The following is an 18,809-nucleotide window of genomic DNA, read 5'->3' as shown; positions in this document are numbered from 1 at the left end:
GCTCGTTCAGAATGTGAGGGGGATGGAGCTTCTGACGTAGAGGTGTTTTTTTACCTCTTAGGAAGAAGCGAAGCCACCGAACATTCTAGCCACTGGAGCTGGACAATGCTTCCGCTGAATTTTGAGGTGGGAGTATTACCGCCCACAAATAGCGGGATAAAAACAACACAAAATGATAGTTCATTTGTCCATACACTTTTTCTCTTTTTACATAAAGTATCCTATAGACATTTTATGTAGCTATTAAAGGAGAGGATTCTCTTGTATTATTATCACGGTTGCAGCCGAAAGAAACTCCAATGTAATGATAATAATAATTATAAAAAGCCCGATTCCCAAGACCCAATACCAAAAGAACATACACACAATCACAACGTTGCTCAAATTTCAGATAGTGGAAATTCTCACGTGAATTTAAACGTAGACTCTGATATAGATTCTGAAACAGCTTCTTCTAATAGTCAGTCTAATGATGTAGAACAAGAACAGACTCAGACACAGAGGCCTGCACAAGGGCAATCGAACACAGATGTTACAAACCAACTATTAGCAGCCCTGCTTCCATTCTTAACAAATGCATTAAATAATGCTACCCAACCCCAGCAGAGTAACCAAAGCCAAAACAAAAACAATTTAGATGAATAGGCTACTAAAAGTAGCCTATTTTTGTAAGGAGGATTGACCATGCGGCGAAATAGCTCCAATATTTCAAATAGCGGAAATTCTAATGTTAATGTGAACGTCACCGTCGATACAAGTTCCATTGCTTGTGCAATGATGTGTTATTGGCATACGAGCGGTATGATTACTGATGAACAGTTCACACATATGATAACAAATTTTAATAGTTTATTAAATAAAGAGGATCATATACTTCCGCAGTTCTTATCAAATAAAGAATGTTCTCCTTACTTAATTCGACAAAAAAATAATTTAAATACATTAAAAACATATATCCCCCCTTTTTTCAATCGTTAAGTACATTTCCTCTTTATCCAGATAGAAAAATTCATTATATTTGAGGTGTTTCCTATGTGCCCTTACGTTAACATATGTATTTGCATTACTCCCGGATCTCATATTGATGATGAACGTATTGCTAAAGACATTGCAATTGCTGAATATATTTGGTATCCTATCCTATTTAAAATTGAGGATGTCAACGTACTAGATGAGCCATATCGTTTTCACGATGGTGAGGTTAGTTATGGATCTTCGCTAAAATCACAACCAAAGTTAACTTCTTTATTTGCTGAATGCAGGGAACATGCACCGCAATGTGATATTTATATTTGTTATATCGGCAGTAATTATTTTCAAGAACAAACCACCATCGCTTGCGCCTATTCTTTAGCCGTTCACACACAAATTAAAGGTTACATTGTATTAACAAATGCCGCTTCAGCTTCGAGGAACATGTACACACTAGCACACGAACTTGGTCATATTTTATTCACGCGACGTGTACAGGACAAACTTACAAATACAGATCCCGAGTGTTCAAACGGTTCCGAGCACCATCCTTCTCCTACAAACCTTATGCATTACATCATTCCTCCACCTCATAAATCACAAATAGATTCCTTATTAACAGATACACAAAGAGAATTATCTTTACAAAGCCCTTTATTGCGTAAAGAAAAAAGGTAACTGTTACAGTTACTTCTACATATACAAGTTAAAAATCCGACAAAAAACCCCTTTTTTAGAGGAGCATCTGGCCATACATAGAAACGGTCAGCAACTCTTCCTACCACATGCAAGGTTGAAAACAAAAGAAAAAAACAAGTTATATTCTGCATAACAGCAACTTATATGTTGAAAAATCACCATGAATTTATATGAGTAATTCCTCTCTTCTACCGCTAAAGATTTTATATCTTCTTTTATTCCTGTTACCATTAAATATGCTCCTATATCTTCTAGAAACTACTTTGATTGTTTTGAAAACCTCTAACTCTCTCCTATCTTAACTATCTCTGTACAATATTTTGTCGTTTGGAATCCCATATCATAAGCAGTACTAAGCTTCCATATGACACAATTGGCTCTAAATTTCCCCATCCCGTATTATTAATTTTAAAATATTCAAATATAAACATAATGAAAAGCAAAACAAATAATGTAAGTACCCCCATCCAGTTATTTAAACGAAAATTAATTATTATAGCTGCTGCAAATAATAAAAAACCAAAAATATAACTTTGAGTCGAAGTTAAAGAGAAAAATGGTGTACCATACTGTTTATCTAGTAGCATTAGTCCAACAAGTAAAACCATTGGAATGACAGCCATTACCACATATATAATAGAAAACTCTCTCAATTTACTTTGAAAACTAGAGCTACGAAAAGCAAAAATCATCCCTGCTATCATCAAAAATAAAACGATAGGATATCCAATTAAATTAATAAGTGATACAGTGAATGGTTTCCCTGCATTTCGAAATACAAGTTCTGGAATCATCCAATAAGCTGCTGTTGCAATCACGAAAGAAATAAGTAAATTCCAATTTTCTTTCTTATCAACTTCCATCTCTTCAGCCAATTCTTCCGCATACTCTCTCGGCGAATCCCCAAAAATATCTGTTACCGTCTTTCCTTCTTTTTCTCCTTCTATTAAATGAAGCTCAGCATCTTCTAAAAAGCTATTTATATCTTCTTCCTTTATTCCTTTTGTTAATAAATACACTTTCATATCAGTTAAAAACTTTTCGCCTTCTTTAGAAACTTGCACAATATTCCCCCTCGTTTAGGCTATTTATTTTTACTTTACTTTCATCACATCAGCATTATCGCACCCTTCCTTTTCCTTCTAACAAGCGCTGTACACCACTTTGCATCGCTTCCCACCGTACCATAAAATCATCTAGTGCATCTTCACCTTGTTCTGTTAATGTGTAATATTTTCGCTTTGGACCAGATGGCGATTCTTTCATCGTACTTGTAATCAATCCTTCTTTTTGCATGCGAATTAATAACGGATAAATACTTCCTTCACTTGCCATTGTAAAACCATACTGTGCCAGTTTTTCACTCATTTCATATCCGTATATTTCTCCTTCAGAAATAATGGCAAGTAAGCATCCTTCCAAAATACCTTTTAACATTTGACTCGTCGACATCATTCAAATCCTTCCTCTACCTTGTTTTACAAGATAGATAGGTATAAGTATCTTGCTTTACAAAATAGTATAGCAAACAGTATTTTGTAAAGCAAGATAGCTTGTGTATTTTTTCCAAAAGGTTGCAGGATTTCCCACTTCGTTTCTATAAATAGAGCATTAGAGCTAACTATATTCATGGGGGAGATGGAATAAAAAATGTTTAAAAATCGCGTTGTATTTTTAACAGGTGCAGCAAGCGGCATTGGATATGAAATGGGAAAAGCCTTTGCGAAAGAAGGTGCAACTGTAATGATTACGGATCGGTTAGAGGACCGAGTACAAGAGGCAGTGAAACAATTACAGAACGAAGGATATAAAGTATTGGGAATGCAATGTGATGTAACAGTAGAACGTGAGATTGAACAAGCTATTTCTGAAACTGTTACACGATTGGGTTCACTTGATGTATTAATTAATAATGCAGGCATGCAATACGTTTCTCCAATTGAAGATTTTCCAACTGAAAAGTTTGAAATGCTTATTAAAATTATGCAAATTGCACCGTTTATTGCAATAAAACATGCGTTTCCTATTATGAAAAAACAAAAATACGGGCGTATCATCAACATCGCATCTATTAATGGTCTCGTTGGCTTTGCAGGCAAATCTGCATATAATAGCGCCAAGCACGGGGTAATCGGACTTACAAAAGTCGCTGCATTAGAGGGCGCTGAACATGGCATTACTGTAAACGCACTTTGTCCTGGCTATGTTGATACACCGCTTGTTCGCAACCAACTTCAAGATTTAGCTACAACGAGAAATGTCCCGCTTGAACATGTATTAGAAGATGTCATTTACCCGCTTGTACCGCAACAACGATTATTACATACAGAAGAAATTTCAGACTACGCCTTATTTTTAGCAAGTGAAAAAACGAAAGGCATTACAGGACAAGCTGTTGTCATTGATGGCGGTTATACTGCACAGTGAAATCCGACAATTTTTTCTTCTATTAAATAGATACAAGAAAACGGATTGTGTCTGTACCACACAATCCGTTTCCATTACATATTTTCTTTTGGAGCTTCATATCTTTGCATCTGCTTTGGTAGTTTCTCAATTGCGATAATAACGCTATCTAACTTACTTTCAACTCTATGCAATAAGTATAGCGTAACAACAATCGGAAAACCAACATTGCCAATAACTGATATCCATTCCTCCATCGTTGTCTCCTCCCTTCTTTTTATAAATAAGCGAAGAGACAAAAAAGTGGTAACTATATAAAGTGAAACTTTAATCAGTGGGGGTTTTCTTCATCCCCCACTGATTATCAGCCCTCACCAATCGGGCTTTTACAGGCAGTTTATCTCCCGCCTAACTTCTTCAGAAAAGCGGAAGCGTCTCGCTCAGAATCGCAGGACGCCCACGAATAGCGGGATAAATACAAACTAAAAAATCGACATAAAAACCCTCTTTCTTTTTAGGGGGGACGAAAGCATCTGGCCATGCATAGAAGCGGTCAGGGCCCTTTTCTGCCACATGCAAGGTTTAAAACAAAAGGAGAAAGCAAGTAGTGATCATGTTGTATTCTGCATAGCAGTGACTTATATCAAGAATAAAAAATTGTTTATCAACATTTTTTTGGCATATACAATTCTGGACGCCGATCAAAAAAAACAGGAATCCCTTTACGCACTTCAGAAACTTTCTTTATATCTAACGTTCCATACAAAATCGTTTCTGTTTCATCAGCCTCAGTAACGATTTCTCCCCAAGGATCAATAATAAGAGAATGGCCTGCAAATACATTATTAGGATCACTTCCAGTGCGATTGCACGCCACAACATAACATTGATTTTCGATCGCCCTTGCTTGAAGCAATAATCGCCAATGTGCTAAACGAACAAGCGGCCACTCTGCTACAACAAATAATACTGTTGCCCCATGTACAGTATGAACACGCATCCACTCTGGAAAACGAATATCATAGCAAATTGTTCCTGCACAAGGTATATCTTCCAATAGAAAATGCCCCGTTTCATTTCCAGCAATCAAATATTTATGCTCATCCATCAGTTGAAACAAATGCACTTTACTATATTCAGCCACAATTTTTCCGTTTCGATCACTAATATACATCGTATTTGTAATACCATTCTCTGTCTGCTTTGCGATTGAACCACCGACAATATTTATACCATTTTGCTTACTCCACTGTGATAATAAACGTTTCGTATAATTACCATCTAGGTCAGCAATATCAGGAAGACGCTCTAAATCATAACCCGTTGTCCATAACTCTGGTAATACAATAACATCTGGATGTTCCTTCATTGCTTCGTTTATTTTTTTTTCGGCATGTTCTATATTTTTTTCAACATCACCAAAAGTAATATTCATTTGAACACAAGCAATTTTCATTACTTTCTCCCTTCTTCCTTTTTATTTTTTTATTTACAAAAAGTTGGAAAAATCATATTATTTGTCACTAGAATTGTAACAACTTTCAAAAGAGGTGGGAAGTATGAAACATTTTCAAAACGCATTGATAACATAAAGTGAAACTTTAATCAATGGGGGTTTTCTTCATCCCCCACTGATTATCAGCCCTCACCAATCGGGCGCATGCCAGCAGTTTATCTCCCGCCTAACTTCTTAAGAAAAGCGGAAGCGACTCGCTCAGAATCGCAGGACGCCCACGTACAAGGCGGAGAGGCGCTTTTTGCCTCGCAGGAAGAAGCGAAGCCACCGAACATTCTAGCCACTGGAACTGGACAATGCTTCCGCTGAATTTTGAGGCGGGAGTATTACTGCCCACGAATAGCGGGATAAAAGTTCTCTGTCAAAATTCAGTTATCAAAATTTTAAACAATTCTAAAATACTCCTTATCAAGAGCTGGTGGAGGGAAGAGCCCGATGAAACCCGGCAACCGATCTACTTTATGTAGGCACAGTGCTAATTCTCGCAGCGTTATGCTGACAGATAAGGAGCTGGTTGTAAAAAACCTCTCCTTATCTGAGAGGTTTTTTTATTCAACTAGGAGGTTATGAAAATGAGCGGAATAACAGTTTATGAGATAAACCTTCTTTTTTGTTGAATATTTTTTACAATTTTATGAACATTTTATGAATTTTTTCTGAAAATTCTGTTTAAAATATGTTATAATACAAATAATAGAAAAAAAAGAACGAAATTGTAAAAAGGAGGAAGGGAATACATGGAGTTAATTTTAGCAATTTTGTTTGGTGTCGTTTGTGGGTCTATACCTGCTGTTGTGGGTGCTATTATGGATGAGTTAGAAATTGGTATGATTGGTTTCGTCGCATCTACTGTAAGCGCTTTATTGTTTGGTTTATATGGTGCAATTCCTGTTGGTATACTGTTTGCATTTTATATATTACGCCACGCTCGCACAAAACGATCTACTCGAAACAGAATGGCTACAGTGATTCCCTTTCCAATTGAAAAAGTACGCCGAGCAACAAGCCTTTCCTAAATGAAAAAGTCCTCATATGAGGATTTTTTCATTTATTCTCTTCTAAAAATTGAAACAGCTCTTGTAAATGAAGTGCATCGTCTCCGTAGCTAACCGAAACATAAAATTTCCCGTCTACTTCTGCATTCATATATAAATCAATGAGATCACGCTCATATTTTAGTGCTAAATAAAATTCCATCTCTTCTAGCATTTCTTTCGTTGTTCGAATAACATAACGACCTGTTGCATCTCTACCATATTCAAATACCGGTTCAAAGTTATACTTCTTTTGAAATGCCGCCATTTGCTTATCATTTATGAGAAGCGTTTCGGTACACTGTACTGTGCGAATAATATTATCGAACTTTTCTAAACTCATACACTCACTCCTTTATGTACTGTTTATATAATGCTTGTGTTCCGCTATTTTCTTCACCATCTTGCATCAATTGCTCATATAATTCTTTTGCAAGAGTTAGGCCAGGTGCAGATAATCCAAGTTGCTCAGCTTCCGCTAAAGCAATGTTCATATCTTTCATAAAGTGTTTCACGTAAAATCCTGGTTCAAAATCACCTTGTAACATACGAGGTGCTAAATTACTTAATGACCAGCTGCCTGCTGCACCAGTAGAAATACTTTGCAACACTTTTTCTGGATGTAACCCTGCCTTTTTTGCATAAGCAAGTGCTTCACATACACCAAGCATGTTAGATGCAATAGCAATTTGATTGCACATTTTTGTATGCTGGCCACTCCCTGCTTTTCCTTGCAACATAATATTTTTACCTAACAGTTCGAATAATGGTAAACACGCTTTATATACTTCTTCGTCTCCACCAATCATGATTGCAAGACGACCTTCTTTTGCTCCAATATCTCCACCCGATACAGGAGCATCTAATACATAAATCCCTTTACTCTTTCCTTCTTCGTAAATACGTTTCGCCAAAGTTGGTGTTGAAGTTGTAAAGTCGATCGTAATCGTTCCTTGTTTTGCGTGAGTAAGAATTCCATTTTCACCAAAGTATACTTCCTCTACATCATGCGGATATCCGACCATAGTCATTACGACATCTACTGTTCTTGCAATTTCCTTTGGAGAATCACACCAATGTGCACCTTCTTCAATTAAATCTGCTGCTTTTTCTTTTGTACGATTATATACGTACACCGTATAACCCGCCTTTAGTAAATGACGCACCATACTCTTTCCCATAACACCGATACCAACAAAACCAATGGAAGTTAGTGGTAATAACTGCTTCATCTTCCCATCTCCTCTTTTTCTAATAAATCACTCACAAGTTTGCGAAATTCGTTATTAAAATCATCATTAATTCCGTTTTGCACATTTGAAAATTCAATAACAAATAGTTGTTTATCCCGATTAAAGTTATTAAAAGTATTCCATCCCGAAAGTACCCCATGATTGTGATAATAATCTGGATATATATAAAAGCTAAATGCGTATTTTCTTCCTGGAGATGGTGTAAACATTAAATTTAAACTTTCAGACGAAATAAGTTTACCTGTCATAATTGCTTCGTCTAACTTTTTCATATCATGCACCGTTGTATACATTTCACCGCATCCATATAACCAACTCATGATTAATTTTGGGGCTAATACAAGCTCATTCTCTTTCTTTTTATATCCTTTTGCAACAGTCACATCTTCTTCCCGTGTCTCTCCCATACCTGACTCTGTCATTCCTACTGGGGTAAAAATATGATCTTTAACATATTGCGCTACCGATTGACCCGAAATCTTCTCTAAAATATAAGCCAACAACATATAATTATAATCTGTATATAACCATCCTTGTCCTGGTTGAAAAGCGGTTGGCTGTTGTCCAAGCCACGTTACTAAATTAAGACGGGATGCAGCATTAACTTTCCCTTTCCCGTGTTCAGGGAGTCCTGATGTATGCGTTAATAAATGATATAATGTAATATTCTTATTAACAGGGAAAGACGGAATATACGTATGCACGTTATCCTGTATATTTAATTTCCCTTGTTCTTGCAACTGCAAAATCGACACAGCAATTGTCGTTTTTGTAATAGAACCAATTCGATATTTTGTTTGCGATGTATTTTCAATTTGTTTTTGTACATCCGCATAACCATACCCTTTATCTAATATTGTTCGACCTTGATATGAAATAAGGACCGATCCATTAAATTGTTTATCTTTTAGATACTGATCTAGTTTTTGAGTAACAGCAGCATAATCAATTTCTTTTTCTTTTTCTTTTGGTTTTTCTTTCGTTGTATTAGCAGGGGCAGTTGTTTTTACTAATTGAGCTTCTTTTTTAGCAGGTACTTTAAAAAAGAAATAGCTCCCTACTAATAAAACAGAAAGCAAAAAAATAATTGTACTCCATAACGTCTTCATTTCTAAAAATCCTCCATCGCATCTAAGTATTTACTCCCCCCCTCTTTCCCATTATCCGTCAATAAAAAAAAATCGCAACAATTTGTTGCGAAAAAATACTATATTTTTTCTTTTCGATATAAACACACTTGATTTTTCCCCTTCTTCTTCGCTTCATATAGTGCAATATCTGCTCGATGCATTAACATTTCTTTTGTAATTCCATTTTCAAATGCAGCAACACCAAAGCTTGCCGTTATCTTTGAAATTCCAGAAAATTTTTTTGTTTCAATAAAAAATCGGAGTGCTTCTGCAATTTGAAATGCTTCTTTTTCTGTTGTTTGAGATAAAAAAATAATAAATTCTTCTCCGTCCCACCGCGCAAAAACATGACGCGTCTGTAATTTTGCTGTTACAAGCTCCGCCAATTGTACCAGTGCTAAATCTCCAAAATCATGACCATATGTGTCATTTACTTTTTTAAAATCATCCAGATCAAATAAAACAAGAGCAAATGATTGATTCATTCGCACAGAAGTTTCCCAACCTTCTGAAAATAGTCTTTGAAACTTCATCCTATTATAAATATTTGTCAGAGAATCAGTTGTTGCTAAACGCTCTTGCTCTTTATATTCTTCTTCTAACTCTGTAATATCTGTACATGTAGCGATGAATCTCGATACATCATTAGGCATCGGAGCAATGCGTAACAAGAATACACTCGCTTCTCCAATCTCATTATACATTTTAATTTTTCTCGATTGCGTTAAGCAATCATCAATCCACATTGTATTATTTTCCGCGATATAATACCCATTCTCCTGTGCAAAATGTTCTGCAAATGTCATATGATGCTCATGATATGACATAAGATCTTCGTATCCGAAAAAACGTAAAAAATTCGTATTGCAATCTATAATTTCATCATCTTCTACAATAAACAATAAATCATTCTGAAAATCAAATATCAGTTGAAGTAACTCTTGCTGTAATATAACTTGTTTTACTAATGACAACTCATACACACTCTTTTGCACTTCAGCAAGTACAGATTGCGGCGTAATTGGTGGTAAGATAATGTTTCGCACACCAAGTTTAATAAGGTCAACAAATTGAGATGTCACTTCTTCACTCCATACAATGATAAACGAAATATCTGAAGTAAAGATTTCCTTCACAAAATCAACCTGAGAAGCTTTAGAAATGTATATAATCACGATTTGCGGCTGAACTTTTCCAAATAATATTTTTCCTTCTTCAAAACTATGTGCCAAAAACAAGCACTTTGGCTTTACCATTGCAATTGTCTGTCTCTCGTTATGACCATCTTCAATATACAAAACATTCATATCGAGATCTTTTAATACATTTTGAAAAACTGTGTGTTCCAATAAAAAATGTAGAATGTTCACCATTAGGCTTTCACTCACTTCATTTATCCCATTCTTACAAACTTAAAAGAACTTGATTGATTCAACAAACTATTACATGGGAGCTTACATTGAAGCCCTGTATCATCTTTTATTGTATGTCAAGAATAAATAAGACGTTTGTGCGAATATCTTCTTTTATCTATATCTTTTTTCAAAAAACTTGACAATAGAAATGTATATATTATATCCTTTTACAGTACTAACTTACAAAATGTAAGTAAAGAACGTTTTTACATTTAAAATGATTTACAATTAGAAATGAAGCTTGGAGGAACTATAATGACAAAGCAAGATTTCTTTACTGTTTTATACGAACGTACATCTAATCGTGCCTTCAACCCTGAAAAAGAAATTTCAAAAGAGGAACTATATGATATTTTAAAGGCTGCTGGCCAAGCACCGTCAGCTTGGAATTTACAACACTGGAAATTCCTCGTATTCCAAGGAGAAAATGCACAACGCCGCTTACATCCGATTGCATATAATCAACAACAAATTCTTGATGCATCTGCAGTTGTCGCTATATTAGCTGACTTAGAAGCATATAAAAATATTGATGCTGTATACGGCCCACTTGTAGACCAAGGACTTATGCAAGAAGAAGCAAAAAATCGTTTAACACAAAATATTGAAAGTGCATATAAACGTGAACAATATCCACGTGATGCAGCATTCTCAAACGCATCTTTAGCAGCAATGCAACTTATGCTTGCAGCCAAAGCAACTGGTTGGGATACATGTGCAATCGGCGGATTTAACCCACAAGTATTAATGGAAGAGTTTAATGTTTCTTCTCGTTACCTTCCAATTATGTTAATTACAATTGGCGAATCTACATTAGAAGGACACCCAGCACCACGTATGAGTGTAGAACAAGTAACAGAATGGGCAAAATAAAAAACCTCCACTGATGGAGGTTTTTTCATCCTCATTAATGGGAGCTCTCACCAATCGTACACATGACAACCGTTATCCTCTACCTATCTTCTTCACTTCTCTTTGAATCTTAAGTGAGAATTACTACCTAAGAATAGCGGGTTGGAATCTAAAAGTGATTTTTTGTTACAATTATGATACAATAGTAACAAATTGATAACAAGTGAGGGATTTTCGTTGAATTTATATGGAAGCTTTATCGCCATATTATGCTACATAGTCACAGTACTGCTTCTGTACTTCGTTGGGGATATGACAAATATTGCGATGCTACAGTTTTCAAAAGAAACAACGCTTCAATCAGAAATTAGTCAGTATACCTCTCGCTCTTTTGCACCATTACTGTTAGCACTTCCTGTATATATCATTGTTTTATATAAAAGCAGAAAAATATAAAGACTGCCCTAAAAAAAGGGGCAGTCTTTTTTATTTCCATATCAGCTTTTGTCCAAACTCTCATTTCCCCCTTCTCATATGTTATAAGAAGAATCGCAACAGTCTACCTAAGACATTTATTCTTTTCCTACAAAATAGGAAAAAATCTTTTAAAAAAATTGCACTATGTCCAAACAAAGCATGTACCTAGAGCATATCTTATTAATGTGAAGGGGGTGAGAATTATGTTCGGAGGATGTTTTGGATTTGATGACTGTGGTCGCCGTAGCAATAGACACAACGTCTGCCGTAGCAATAGACGCAGCAACCGCCGTAGCTTTAAACACGACGATCGCCGTACTGGTAATAGAAATCGTTTTTGTAACGTTCTTAGAAATCTTTCAGTCGGTACTCGAGTCACTCTATTAACAATTAGAGATAACGGTACTTTTACTAACGTTGTATTTGAAGGCTTCTCAAATGGCGTAGCACTTTTCTCAGGAGGCAGTATACCAGGTGGAGGTATATTACGTGTTTGCCCAGAAGACGTTGTAGCCATCGCTTTCTAAAAGGAGTGAATAATTCCCAGGAAAGCAATTGCTTTCCTGGGTTTATTTCTACTGACAAACATGAAAAGTTAATTAACTCGAAAACAATGAATTGTATAAAAAAACCTGGGACCGATTTCAAATCAGTCCCAGGTTTTTTCATTAAATACTTTTCACAAGTTCTACTACTTCTTCAGCAGTTGACATGTTTAAAGCTTTTTGTGCTAATTCTTCCATTTGTGCTTTTGAAAGCTTGCGAATTTGTGTTCTCGCTGGAAGAATAGATGTTGCACTCATACTAAACTCATCTAATCCTAATCCAACTAACAACGGAATTGCTAGGGCATCCCCAGCCATCTCACCGCACATACCAGCCCATTTTCCTTCTTTATGAGCTGCATCAATAACCATTTTTACAAGACGTAAAATCGCTGGATTATATGGTTGATATAAGTAAGATACGCGTTCATTCATACGATCCGCTGCCATTGTGTATTGAATTAAGTCGTTCGTTCCAATAGAGAAGAAATCTACTTCTTTTGCAAATTGGTCAGCTAATACTGCAGAAGCAGGAATTTCAACCATCATACCTACTTCAATAGCGTCTGAAACAGCTACATTAGCTTGCACAAGTTTTTCTTTCTCTTCTAATAATACTGCTTTTGCTTGACGGAATTCATCAAGAGTTGCAATCATCGGGAACATAATTTTTAAGTTACCATATACACTTGCACGAAGTAAAGCGCGAAGTTGTGTACGGAAGATATCCTGTTCTTCTAAGCATAAACGAATTGCTCTGTAGCCTAAGAACGGGTTCATTTCTTTTGGTAAATGTAAGTACGGAAGCTCCTTATCGCCACCAATGTCAAGTGTACGAACGACAACTGGCTGACCTTCTCCTACACCTTCAAGAACAGCTTTGTATGCTTCAAATTGTTCTTCTTCTGTTGGAAGATTGTCACGGCCCATGTACAAGAATTCTGTACGATATAAGCCAACGCCTTCACCGCCGTTGTCGATAATACCTTTTACATCTTTCGGTGTACCGATATTTGCTACAAGCTCAACATGTTGATTATCTGCTGTAACTGTCGCTTCATTTTTTAATTTTGCCCACTCTGTTTTTTGTTCTTCAAATTGTGATTTTTTTTCTTCATAAACACGAAGAGTTTCTTCAGATGGGTTTACAATTACTTCTCCGTCTAAACCGTCGATAATTACGATATCGCCGTTTTGGATTTGTTCCATAACAACCTTTGTACCAACAACAGCTGGTATTTCCATAGAGCGAGCCATAATTGCAGAGTGAGATGTACGTCCACCAATATCAGTTGTAAAACCTTTTGCATATTTGCGGTTTAACTGAGCTGTATCAGATGGTGTTAAATCTTCTGCAATGATGATTACTTCTTCAGCAATTGTACTAGGGTTTGAGAAGTTAACTCCAAGTAGATGTGCAATAACACGCTTTGTCACATCACGAATATCAGCTGCACGTTCTTTCATATATTCGTTATCCATGCTCTCAAACATAGTAATGAACATTGATGCAACTTCATCCATCGCGAATTCAGCGTTTACTTTTTCGTTTTTCACTTTATCTTTCACTGGGTTTACTAGTTCTGGATCATTTAATACTAGTAAATGTGCTTCAAAGATAGCAGCTTTATCAGCACCAAGCTCAGCAAAAGCATGATTTTTAATTGCTTCTAATTCAGATTTTGATTTTTCAAGCGCAGCTTCTAAGCGTGCGATTTCCGCAGCTTCATCCGAAATCATTTTCTTTTCAAGGTTAAATTCAGGATTTTCTAGACGGAATGCCTTCGCAATGGCAATACCACTTGATGCAGCAATCCCTTTAATGTTAAGAGTCATTATTCTCCTAATCCTTCGTTTTTCATAGTTTCTTCGATAGCTGCTACTGCTTGAGCTGCATCATCACCGTTTGCAGTAATCTTGATTTCTGCGCCTTGTTGAATCCCTAAAGACATAACACCCATAATTGATTTTAAGTTTACAGTTCTTCCATTATATTCCAAGTTAATATCTGCGCCAAATTTGCTTGCAGTGTTTACAAGTAAAGTTGCTGGACGAGCATGAATTCCTGATTCGCTAGTTACTTTAAAGATTTTTTCCATAATAATCTATCTCCTTTAAACTACAATATTTTTAAGTTGTATAGACGTAAGTATTACCTCATCTATATTGTATAAAATAGGCGATGAGCGGTCAACTGCATCGCCTATTTTAATTATCAAAATTTTGTGTCTACATGTTAATGAATGTCAATAACGCTTGTTTCACCTGTCTTAACATTACCTTGCTTTTTAATTTCAACTTGTTGGCCTTCTTGTAAGTTTGTGAAAACAATTGGCGTAATAATAGAAGGTGCATTTTCTTTTACAAACGCTATATCTACTTTTAATAATGGTTGGCCTTGTGTTACTTTATCTCCTTGAGAAACTAGTGCTTCAAAGCCTTCTCCATTTAATTTTACCGTATCAATACCGAAGTGAATTAAAATTTCTTTTCCGCCTTCTGATTGAATACCAATTGCATGTTTTGTTGGGAATACGTTCACAATTTCACCATTTACAGGAGATACTACTGTTCCTTCTGTTGGTTCAATTGCAAAACCATCACCCATCATTTTCCCAGAAAATACTTGATCTGGCACTTCAGTAATTGGTAAAATTTTACCTTCAATTGGAATCGCAATTACTTCATTTGTATCTTTTTGGACAGGTGCTTCTACTTTTGCAGGTACTTCTTTTGTAACATGCACTGCACGACCTGCCATAATATCTTGAATTTGTGATTTTAATGTATCTGATTTTGGACCAAAGATAGCTTGAATATTGTTACCAATTTCAAGAACACCTGCTGCTCCAAGCTCTTTTAAACGATCTTTGTTTACACCCTTTTGTTCCTTTACTTGTACACGTAAACGTGTAATACAAGCATCTAAAGAAGCGATGTTTTCTTTTCCGCCAAGTGCTACTAAAATCTCACCTGGAAGTTCGCCTGCTTCTACTTTTCCTGCTCCGTCATTTTCTTCAACAACTTCACGACCTGGTGTTTTTAAATCCCATTTGCGAATTGCAAAGCGGAATCCGAAGTAGTAAATCACTGCTAGTACAAGACCAACAATAATTACCCACCACCATGCTGTACGGTTTGGTAATACACCGAATAAAATAAAGTCAATTAAACCACCAGAGAATGTCATCCCGATTTTAACGTTTAAAATTTGCATAGTCATAAATGATAAACCAGCAAATACTGCATGGATTCCAAATAATACAGGTGCTACGAATAAGAATGAGAACTCAATCGGTTCTGTAATACCAGTTAAGAAAGCTGTTAACGCAGCAGAAGCTAAAATACCAGCTGCTATTTTTTTATTTTCTGGACGTGCTTCATGATACATCGCTAACGCTGCTGCTGGAAGACCGAACATCATGAACGGGAATTTACCAGTTGTAAATGTACCAGCTGTTAACTCAACACCATCTTTTAATTGTGCCATGAAAATCTTTTGGTCACCGTGAATAACGTCACCCGCCGCATTTGTATATTGACCAAACTCAAACCAGAATGGTGCATAGAAAATATGATGTAATCCAAATGGAATTAAAGAACGCTCAATTAAACCGAATATAAATGCTGCTAACGTTCTATTTGTATCAATCATGTGATGCGAGAATGAATTCAACCCGCCTTGAATTGTCGGCCAAATAAAACACATTAAAATCCCTAAAAGTAAAGAGAATGTTGCTGTTGCAATTGGAACGAAACGTTTACCAGCAAAGAATCCTAAATATGATGGTAATTCAATATTAAAGTATTTATTATAACAGTATGCTGCTAATATCCCTACAAGGATACCGCCAAACACTCCCGTTTGAAGTGTCGGAATGCCTAATACATTTGCATATGCTTGATCTGTAAAACCAGTTTTAACTGGAACTTTGTCACTTACAATTGTAACAAATTTTTCTACTCCTAAGAATACACTCATCGTTTTGTTCATAATTAAGTATCCAACGAAGGCTGCTAACCCAGCTACTCCATCTCCACCTGCTAACCCGATGGCAACCCCTACTGCGAATAATAATGCAAGGTTTCCGAAAATAATATCACCAGATTGTTCCATAATTTTTGCAACTAGAACGAACCAATCTGCTTTTAAAGCTGGGATATGATTTGTTAACTGCGGATTTTGGAATGCATTACCAAATCCAAGTAAAATCCCTGCAGCCGGTAAGATTGCAACTGGTAACATAAGCGCTTTACCGACTTTTTGAAGAACACCAAAGATCTTCTTAAACATAAAAACCCTTCCTCTCTTATAAAATTGATACTTTCGACAAACGCCAAAAGGCATGAGGAAAAAAAAGATAGAACAATAGCTATACAAAGGGTAGTATGTCCCTTTCTTTAGCTTACATTCCCATCTTTTCTTCACTCATGCCTGATCGAATCAGTAACACGTGTCAAAAATAGGTATACATAATAAGTTCACAAATTTAAGCAAACGTTTTCTTTGTGTACTGTTATTCATTTGTCGAATTTAGTAGAACTTTGTATAATTGATTATACATAACAATTGTAAGCGATTCAACAATTTTTTTTAACGTTTACATTTTTGACAAAGTTTAAACTTGTTCAACTTTCATTAAACGCTGCAAATGCATAGTTAAATAAATCGTTTCTGCTTCATACACAGGTAATTGCAATTGTTTTTGCATCACTTTTACAAGTTTCCACGCTAAATTATAGCACTCTGGATATTCAGCTTTTAAAAGATCCGCAAAGTTTTGTGATTCTTCCACTTTCTCTCCATTCTTCACCCGCTCAATTGCATATTGCAGATGACGAACGAGACGTAAATAATGAATGCTCTCTTTGTCTAACACAAGTTGTAAATTTGTTTCAATTAAAGAAACAAGGTGAGCAATTAATTTAGAATTTTGATTAACAGAAGACAATTCAGAGTTTGTAACAGAGCTATAAATATGCAGTGCAATAAACCCAATCTCTCCTTCTGGAAGATGAATATTTAAGCGAGAATTGATTAATTCTACTACTTCTTCTGCAATTTTATATTCATTTGGATACAACACTTTTGTTTCCACTAAAAATGGATTATCTACTGTAAACCCTTGCTTTAATCGCTTTATGGCAAAAGCAATATGATCGGTTAAGGCAATATGAATATGCTCATTTAATGGTGTTTCTACTCGATCTTGAATATAAAACATGAGATCGTTCATTAATTCAATCAATTTCTCGCTCACATGCGGAACAAGAAGTTTGTATTGTTCACGCTCACGTTCATTTGTTAATACAAACATTTTTTCAATCTGTTCTACTTGTAACATTTCTCTTGCTTTTTTCCCAAACCCAATCCCTTTTCCGATAACGACCACTTCTTCGTGTTCTGGATGGACAGCAATAATAACATTATTATTTAAAACTTTTTTAATTTCGAGACAATTATCCATACAACACCACCCTTGTGCGTAAAACGTCTACTTTCATGTTACAGAACAATCTTATTTTTCGTCAATGTCAAACATCTACCATTTTAGAAATGTCATTTTTTAGACATGAATGTTCGAGATGCGTATAATGTAAAGGCATACGTCTAGTAGAAAGGAGCCACATCATGATTAAAATGTTTATAAGCGATATCGATGGCACAATGATGCAACACGGAGGTGTAATCGATAACCAAGATGTAGATGCACTGCGTAGCCTTGCTGATCAAAATATAATTCTTTGTTTCGCATCTGGAAGGCTTGATAATGAAATTGCTGATTTAATGAACAAAGTTGACATGAATTTTCATCGTATTAGTGTGAACGGTGTATTTGTATATACACACGAAAATAAACAACTCTTATCAGCAACATTCGATTCTACTATTTTACCAGAGCTGTTATCTATAACAAATAAAGAACCATTCTTTCGTTATGTAAGTGATGAATATAATTATTACATCGAGGAAAAAACACCATTTATTCATGAGCTCGAAAAACAGGTAAAAATGACTTCCGTTGAAGAACCAAACTTGCTCGGAAAAATTGATACAACAATTTTCCCAAATAAAATTTCAGTTGGTGGTACAAAAGAAGATTTAATTGTTCTTCAAAAGCAAATCGACGAAAAATTCAAAGGAAAGATAAGTACTTTTATTTCTGCCGAACAATGTTTAGATGTTATGCCTCCTAACATTAGTAAAGGTTCAGCTATTTCTGTTTTATTAAAGGAATTTAATATTGGTCCTAATGAAATAGCTTGTATTGGTGATTCTTATAATGATATCCCTATGTTTGCTTTAACACCTCATAGCTTTGCGATGGCGGGTGCAGACGATGAAGTAAGGCAGCATGCATCACATATTGTTCCCTCTGTCAAAAAAGCAATCGAATATGTTCTTCGTTATAATCAAGAACAAAAAAATACGACTCACTCCTTTTAAGGATGAGTCATATTTTTACCCTTCATTAACGGGCAATAAAGCCCTTACCTCAAGATTGTGAG

Annotated in this window: 22 protein-coding genes and 1 riboswitch; of the genes, 10 read left to right on the top strand and 12 right to left on the bottom strand. The window is 35.7% G+C overall.

Translation table 11 applies throughout. The features are described from left to right. The 4 genes from MR076_RS07340 to MR076_RS07325 form a co-directional block, all read left to right on the top strand. Positions 1-240 (top strand): hypothetical protein (locus MR076_RS07340; RefSeq protein ID WP_313897310.1); only part of this gene is annotated, 240 nt, incomplete at its 5' end. A 21-nt stretch (positions 241-261) separates the two neighbouring features. After that, positions 262-645, top strand: coding sequence for a hypothetical protein (locus tag MR076_RS07335; protein ID WP_242219197.1), 384 nt, complete (start codon positions 262-264; stop codon positions 643-645). A 39-nt stretch (positions 646-684) separates the two neighbouring features. Next, entirely contained in the window at positions 685-978 is a 294-nt protein-coding gene (locus MR076_RS07330; RefSeq protein ID WP_242219194.1) for a hypothetical protein, read from the top strand. A gap of 54 nt (positions 979-1,032) precedes the next feature. Further along, on the top strand, positions 1,033-1,650 hold the full coding sequence (locus tag MR076_RS07325) for an ImmA/IrrE family metallo-endopeptidase (protein WP_242219192.1): 618 nt from the start codon (positions 1,033-1,035) through the stop codon (positions 1,648-1,650). A 323-nt stretch (positions 1,651-1,973) separates the two neighbouring features. On the opposite strand, the gene MR076_RS07320 is transcribed toward MR076_RS07325, so the two are convergent. Then, positions 1,974-2,735, bottom strand: a complete 762-nt coding sequence (locus tag MR076_RS07320) for a DUF1129 domain-containing protein (protein WP_242219190.1) — start codon at positions 2,733-2,735, stop codon at positions 1,974-1,976. A 55-nt stretch (positions 2,736-2,790) separates the two neighbouring features. Next, positions 2,791-3,123: a PadR family transcriptional regulator gene (locus tag MR076_RS07315; protein ID WP_242219224.1), complete on the bottom strand. Its 333-nt coding sequence runs from the start codon at positions 3,121-3,123 to the stop codon at positions 2,791-2,793. Positions 3,124-3,321: 198 nt separating this feature from the next. Here MR076_RS07315 and MR076_RS07310 point away from each other — a divergent pair, with 198 nt between their 5' ends. Further along, on the top strand, positions 3,322-4,098 hold the full coding sequence (locus tag MR076_RS07310; protein WP_242219188.1) for a 3-hydroxybutyrate dehydrogenase: 777 nt from the start codon (positions 3,322-3,324) through the stop codon (positions 4,096-4,098). A gap of 74 nt (positions 4,099-4,172) precedes the next feature. On the opposite strand, the gene MR076_RS07305 is transcribed toward MR076_RS07310, so the two are convergent. Beyond that, positions 4,173-4,334, bottom strand: a complete 162-nt coding sequence (locus MR076_RS07305; RefSeq protein ID WP_242219186.1) for a YvrJ family protein — start codon at positions 4,332-4,334, stop codon at positions 4,173-4,175. Between the two features lie 407 nt (positions 4,335-4,741). Continuing rightward, positions 4,742-5,533: a carbon-nitrogen family hydrolase gene (locus tag MR076_RS07300; protein ID WP_242219184.1), complete on the bottom strand. Its 792-nt coding sequence runs from the start codon at positions 5,531-5,533 to the stop codon at positions 4,742-4,744. A 462-nt stretch (positions 5,534-5,995) separates the two neighbouring features. Continuing rightward, positions 5,996-6,102, top strand: a riboswitch (SAM riboswitch). A 228-nt stretch (positions 6,103-6,330) separates the two neighbouring features. On the opposite strand from MR076_RS07300, the gene MR076_RS07295 reads away from it, so the two are divergent. Then, entirely contained in the window at positions 6,331-6,609 is a 279-nt protein-coding gene (locus tag MR076_RS07295; RefSeq protein ID WP_242219181.1) for a hypothetical protein, read from the top strand. Positions 6,610-6,637: 28 nt separating this feature from the next. On the opposite strand, the gene MR076_RS07290 is transcribed toward MR076_RS07295, so the two are convergent. The 4 genes from MR076_RS07290 to MR076_RS07275 form a co-directional block, all read right to left on the bottom strand. Continuing rightward, positions 6,638-6,970, bottom strand: a complete 333-nt coding sequence (locus tag MR076_RS07290) for a DUF3909 family protein (protein ID WP_242219179.1) — start codon at positions 6,968-6,970, stop codon at positions 6,638-6,640. Positions 6,971-6,974: 4 nt separating this feature from the next. Further along, the gene (locus MR076_RS07285) at positions 6,975-7,859 is read right to left on the bottom strand and encodes an NAD(P)-dependent oxidoreductase (protein ID WP_242219178.1); all 885 of its coding nucleotides are present in this window, start codon (positions 7,857-7,859) and stop codon (positions 6,975-6,977) included. After that, entirely contained in the window at positions 7,856-8,989 is a 1,134-nt protein-coding gene (locus MR076_RS07280) for a serine hydrolase domain-containing protein (RefSeq protein ID WP_242219175.1), read from the bottom strand. The genes MR076_RS07285 and MR076_RS07280 overlap by 4 nt, the downstream gene beginning before the upstream one ends. A gap of 98 nt (positions 8,990-9,087) precedes the next feature. Continuing rightward, positions 9,088-10,380 (bottom strand): GGDEF domain-containing protein, encoded by a 1,293-nt coding sequence (locus MR076_RS07275; RefSeq protein WP_242219222.1) that lies wholly within the window; start codon positions 10,378-10,380, stop codon positions 9,088-9,090. A gap of 300 nt (positions 10,381-10,680) precedes the next feature. Between MR076_RS07275 and MR076_RS07270 the strand changes: the two genes are divergently transcribed. The 3 genes from MR076_RS07270 (at position 10,681) to MR076_RS07260 (ending at position 12,281) form a co-directional block, all read left to right on the top strand. Continuing rightward, positions 10,681-11,298 (top strand): nitroreductase family protein, encoded by a 618-nt coding sequence (locus MR076_RS07270; protein ID WP_242219170.1) that lies wholly within the window; start codon positions 10,681-10,683, stop codon positions 11,296-11,298. A gap of 216 nt (positions 11,299-11,514) precedes the next feature. Beyond that, positions 11,515-11,733: a hypothetical protein gene (locus tag MR076_RS07265; RefSeq protein WP_242219169.1), complete on the top strand. Its 219-nt coding sequence runs from the start codon at positions 11,515-11,517 to the stop codon at positions 11,731-11,733. Between the two features lie 224 nt (positions 11,734-11,957). Then, on the top strand, positions 11,958-12,281 hold the full coding sequence (locus MR076_RS07260) for a DUF3915 family protein (RefSeq protein WP_242219166.1): 324 nt from the start codon (positions 11,958-11,960) through the stop codon (positions 12,279-12,281). Positions 12,282-12,422: 141 nt separating this feature from the next. On the opposite strand, the gene ptsP is transcribed toward MR076_RS07260, so the two are convergent. From ptsP to glcT, 4 genes are all read right to left on the bottom strand, one after another. Then, on the bottom strand, positions 12,423-14,135 hold the full coding sequence (ptsP, locus tag MR076_RS07255) for a phosphoenolpyruvate--protein phosphotransferase (RefSeq protein ID WP_242219163.1): 1,713 nt from the start codon (positions 14,133-14,135) through the stop codon (positions 12,423-12,425). After that, entirely contained in the window at positions 14,135-14,398 is a 264-nt protein-coding gene (locus tag MR076_RS07250; protein ID WP_242219161.1) for a phosphocarrier protein HPr, read from the bottom strand. Before MR076_RS07250 ends, ptsP begins: the two co-directional genes overlap by 1 nt. A 137-nt stretch (positions 14,399-14,535) precedes the next feature. Beyond that, on the bottom strand, positions 14,536-16,593 hold the full coding sequence (gene ptsG, locus MR076_RS07245; RefSeq protein WP_242219160.1) for a glucose-specific PTS transporter subunit IIBC: 2,058 nt from the start codon (positions 16,591-16,593) through the stop codon (positions 14,536-14,538). A 325-nt stretch (positions 16,594-16,918) separates the two neighbouring features. Further along, positions 16,919-17,767, bottom strand: coding sequence for a glucose PTS transporter transcription antiterminator GlcT (gene glcT / locus MR076_RS07240; protein WP_242219158.1), 849 nt, complete (start codon positions 17,765-17,767; stop codon positions 16,919-16,921). Positions 17,768-17,931: 164 nt separating this feature from the next. Here glcT and MR076_RS07235 point away from each other — a divergent pair, with 164 nt between their 5' ends. Further along, positions 17,932-18,747 carry an HAD family hydrolase gene (locus MR076_RS07235; RefSeq protein ID WP_242219152.1) on the top strand — a complete coding sequence of 272 codons (816 nt, stop codon included), beginning with the start codon at positions 17,932-17,934 and terminating at the stop codon, positions 18,745-18,747. The last annotated feature ends 62 nt before the right edge of the window (positions 18,748-18,809 follow it).

It is taken from the genome of Bacillus cereus group sp. BfR-BA-01380 (genome assembly GCF_022663535.1).
Taxonomy (GTDB): domain Bacteria; phylum Bacillota; class Bacilli; order Bacillales; family Bacillaceae_G; genus Bacillus_A; species Bacillus_A cereus_BB.
Note: the sequence above shows the minus strand (reverse complement) of the source record. Positions and strands in the feature narration are given on the sequence as shown.

What these genes read in the sequence shown, in the direction of transcription:
- MR076_RS07330 (WP_242219194.1), top strand. Translation starts at nt 685, where the DNA reads ATGCGGCGAAATAGCTCCAATATTTCAAATAGCGGAAATTCTAATGTT.
- MR076_RS07325 (WP_242219192.1), top strand. Translation starts at nt 1,033, where the DNA reads ATGTGCCCTTACGTTAACATATGTATTTGCATTACTCCCGGATCTCAT.
- MR076_RS07315 (WP_242219224.1), bottom strand. Translation starts at nt 3,123, where the DNA reads ATGTCGACGAGTCAAATGTTAAAAGGTATTTTGGAAGGATGCTTACTT.
- MR076_RS07310 (WP_242219188.1), top strand. Translation starts at nt 3,322, where the DNA reads ATGTTTAAAAATCGCGTTGTATTTTTAACAGGTGCAGCAAGCGGCATT.
- MR076_RS07305 (WP_242219186.1), bottom strand. Translation starts at nt 4,334, where the DNA reads ATGGAGGAATGGATATCAGTTATTGGCAATGTTGGTTTTCCGATTGTT.
- MR076_RS07300 (WP_242219184.1), bottom strand. Translation starts at nt 5,533, where the DNA reads ATGAAAATTGCTTGTGTTCAAATGAATATTACTTTTGGTGATGTTGAA.
- MR076_RS07295 (WP_242219181.1), top strand. Translation starts at nt 6,331, where the DNA reads ATGGAGTTAATTTTAGCAATTTTGTTTGGTGTCGTTTGTGGGTCTATA.
- MR076_RS07290 (WP_242219179.1), bottom strand. Translation starts at nt 6,970, where the DNA reads ATGAGTTTAGAAAAGTTCGATAATATTATTCGCACAGTACAGTGTACC.
- MR076_RS07285 (WP_242219178.1), bottom strand. Translation starts at nt 7,859, where the DNA reads ATGAAGCAGTTATTACCACTAACTTCCATTGGTTTTGTTGGTATCGGT.
- MR076_RS07280 (WP_242219175.1), bottom strand. Translation starts at nt 8,989, where the DNA reads ATGAAGACGTTATGGAGTACAATTATTTTTTTGCTTTCTGTTTTATTA.
- MR076_RS07270 (WP_242219170.1), top strand. Translation starts at nt 10,681, where the DNA reads ATGACAAAGCAAGATTTCTTTACTGTTTTATACGAACGTACATCTAAT.
- MR076_RS07260 (WP_242219166.1), top strand. Translation starts at nt 11,958, where the DNA reads ATGTTCGGAGGATGTTTTGGATTTGATGACTGTGGTCGCCGTAGCAAT.
- ptsP (WP_242219163.1), bottom strand. Translation starts at nt 14,135, where the DNA reads ATGACTCTTAACATTAAAGGGATTGCTGCATCAAGTGGTATTGCCATT.
- MR076_RS07250 (WP_242219161.1), bottom strand. Translation starts at nt 14,398, where the DNA reads ATGGAAAAAATCTTTAAAGTAACTAGCGAATCAGGAATTCATGCTCGT.
- ptsG (WP_242219160.1), bottom strand. Translation starts at nt 16,593, where the DNA reads ATGTTTAAGAAGATCTTTGGTGTTCTTCAAAAAGTCGGTAAAGCGCTT.
- glcT (WP_242219158.1), bottom strand. Translation starts at nt 17,767, where the DNA reads ATGGATAATTGTCTCGAAATTAAAAAAGTTTTAAATAATAATGTTATT.
- MR076_RS07235 (WP_242219152.1), top strand. Translation starts at nt 17,932, where the DNA reads ATGATTAAAATGTTTATAAGCGATATCGATGGCACAATGATGCAACAC.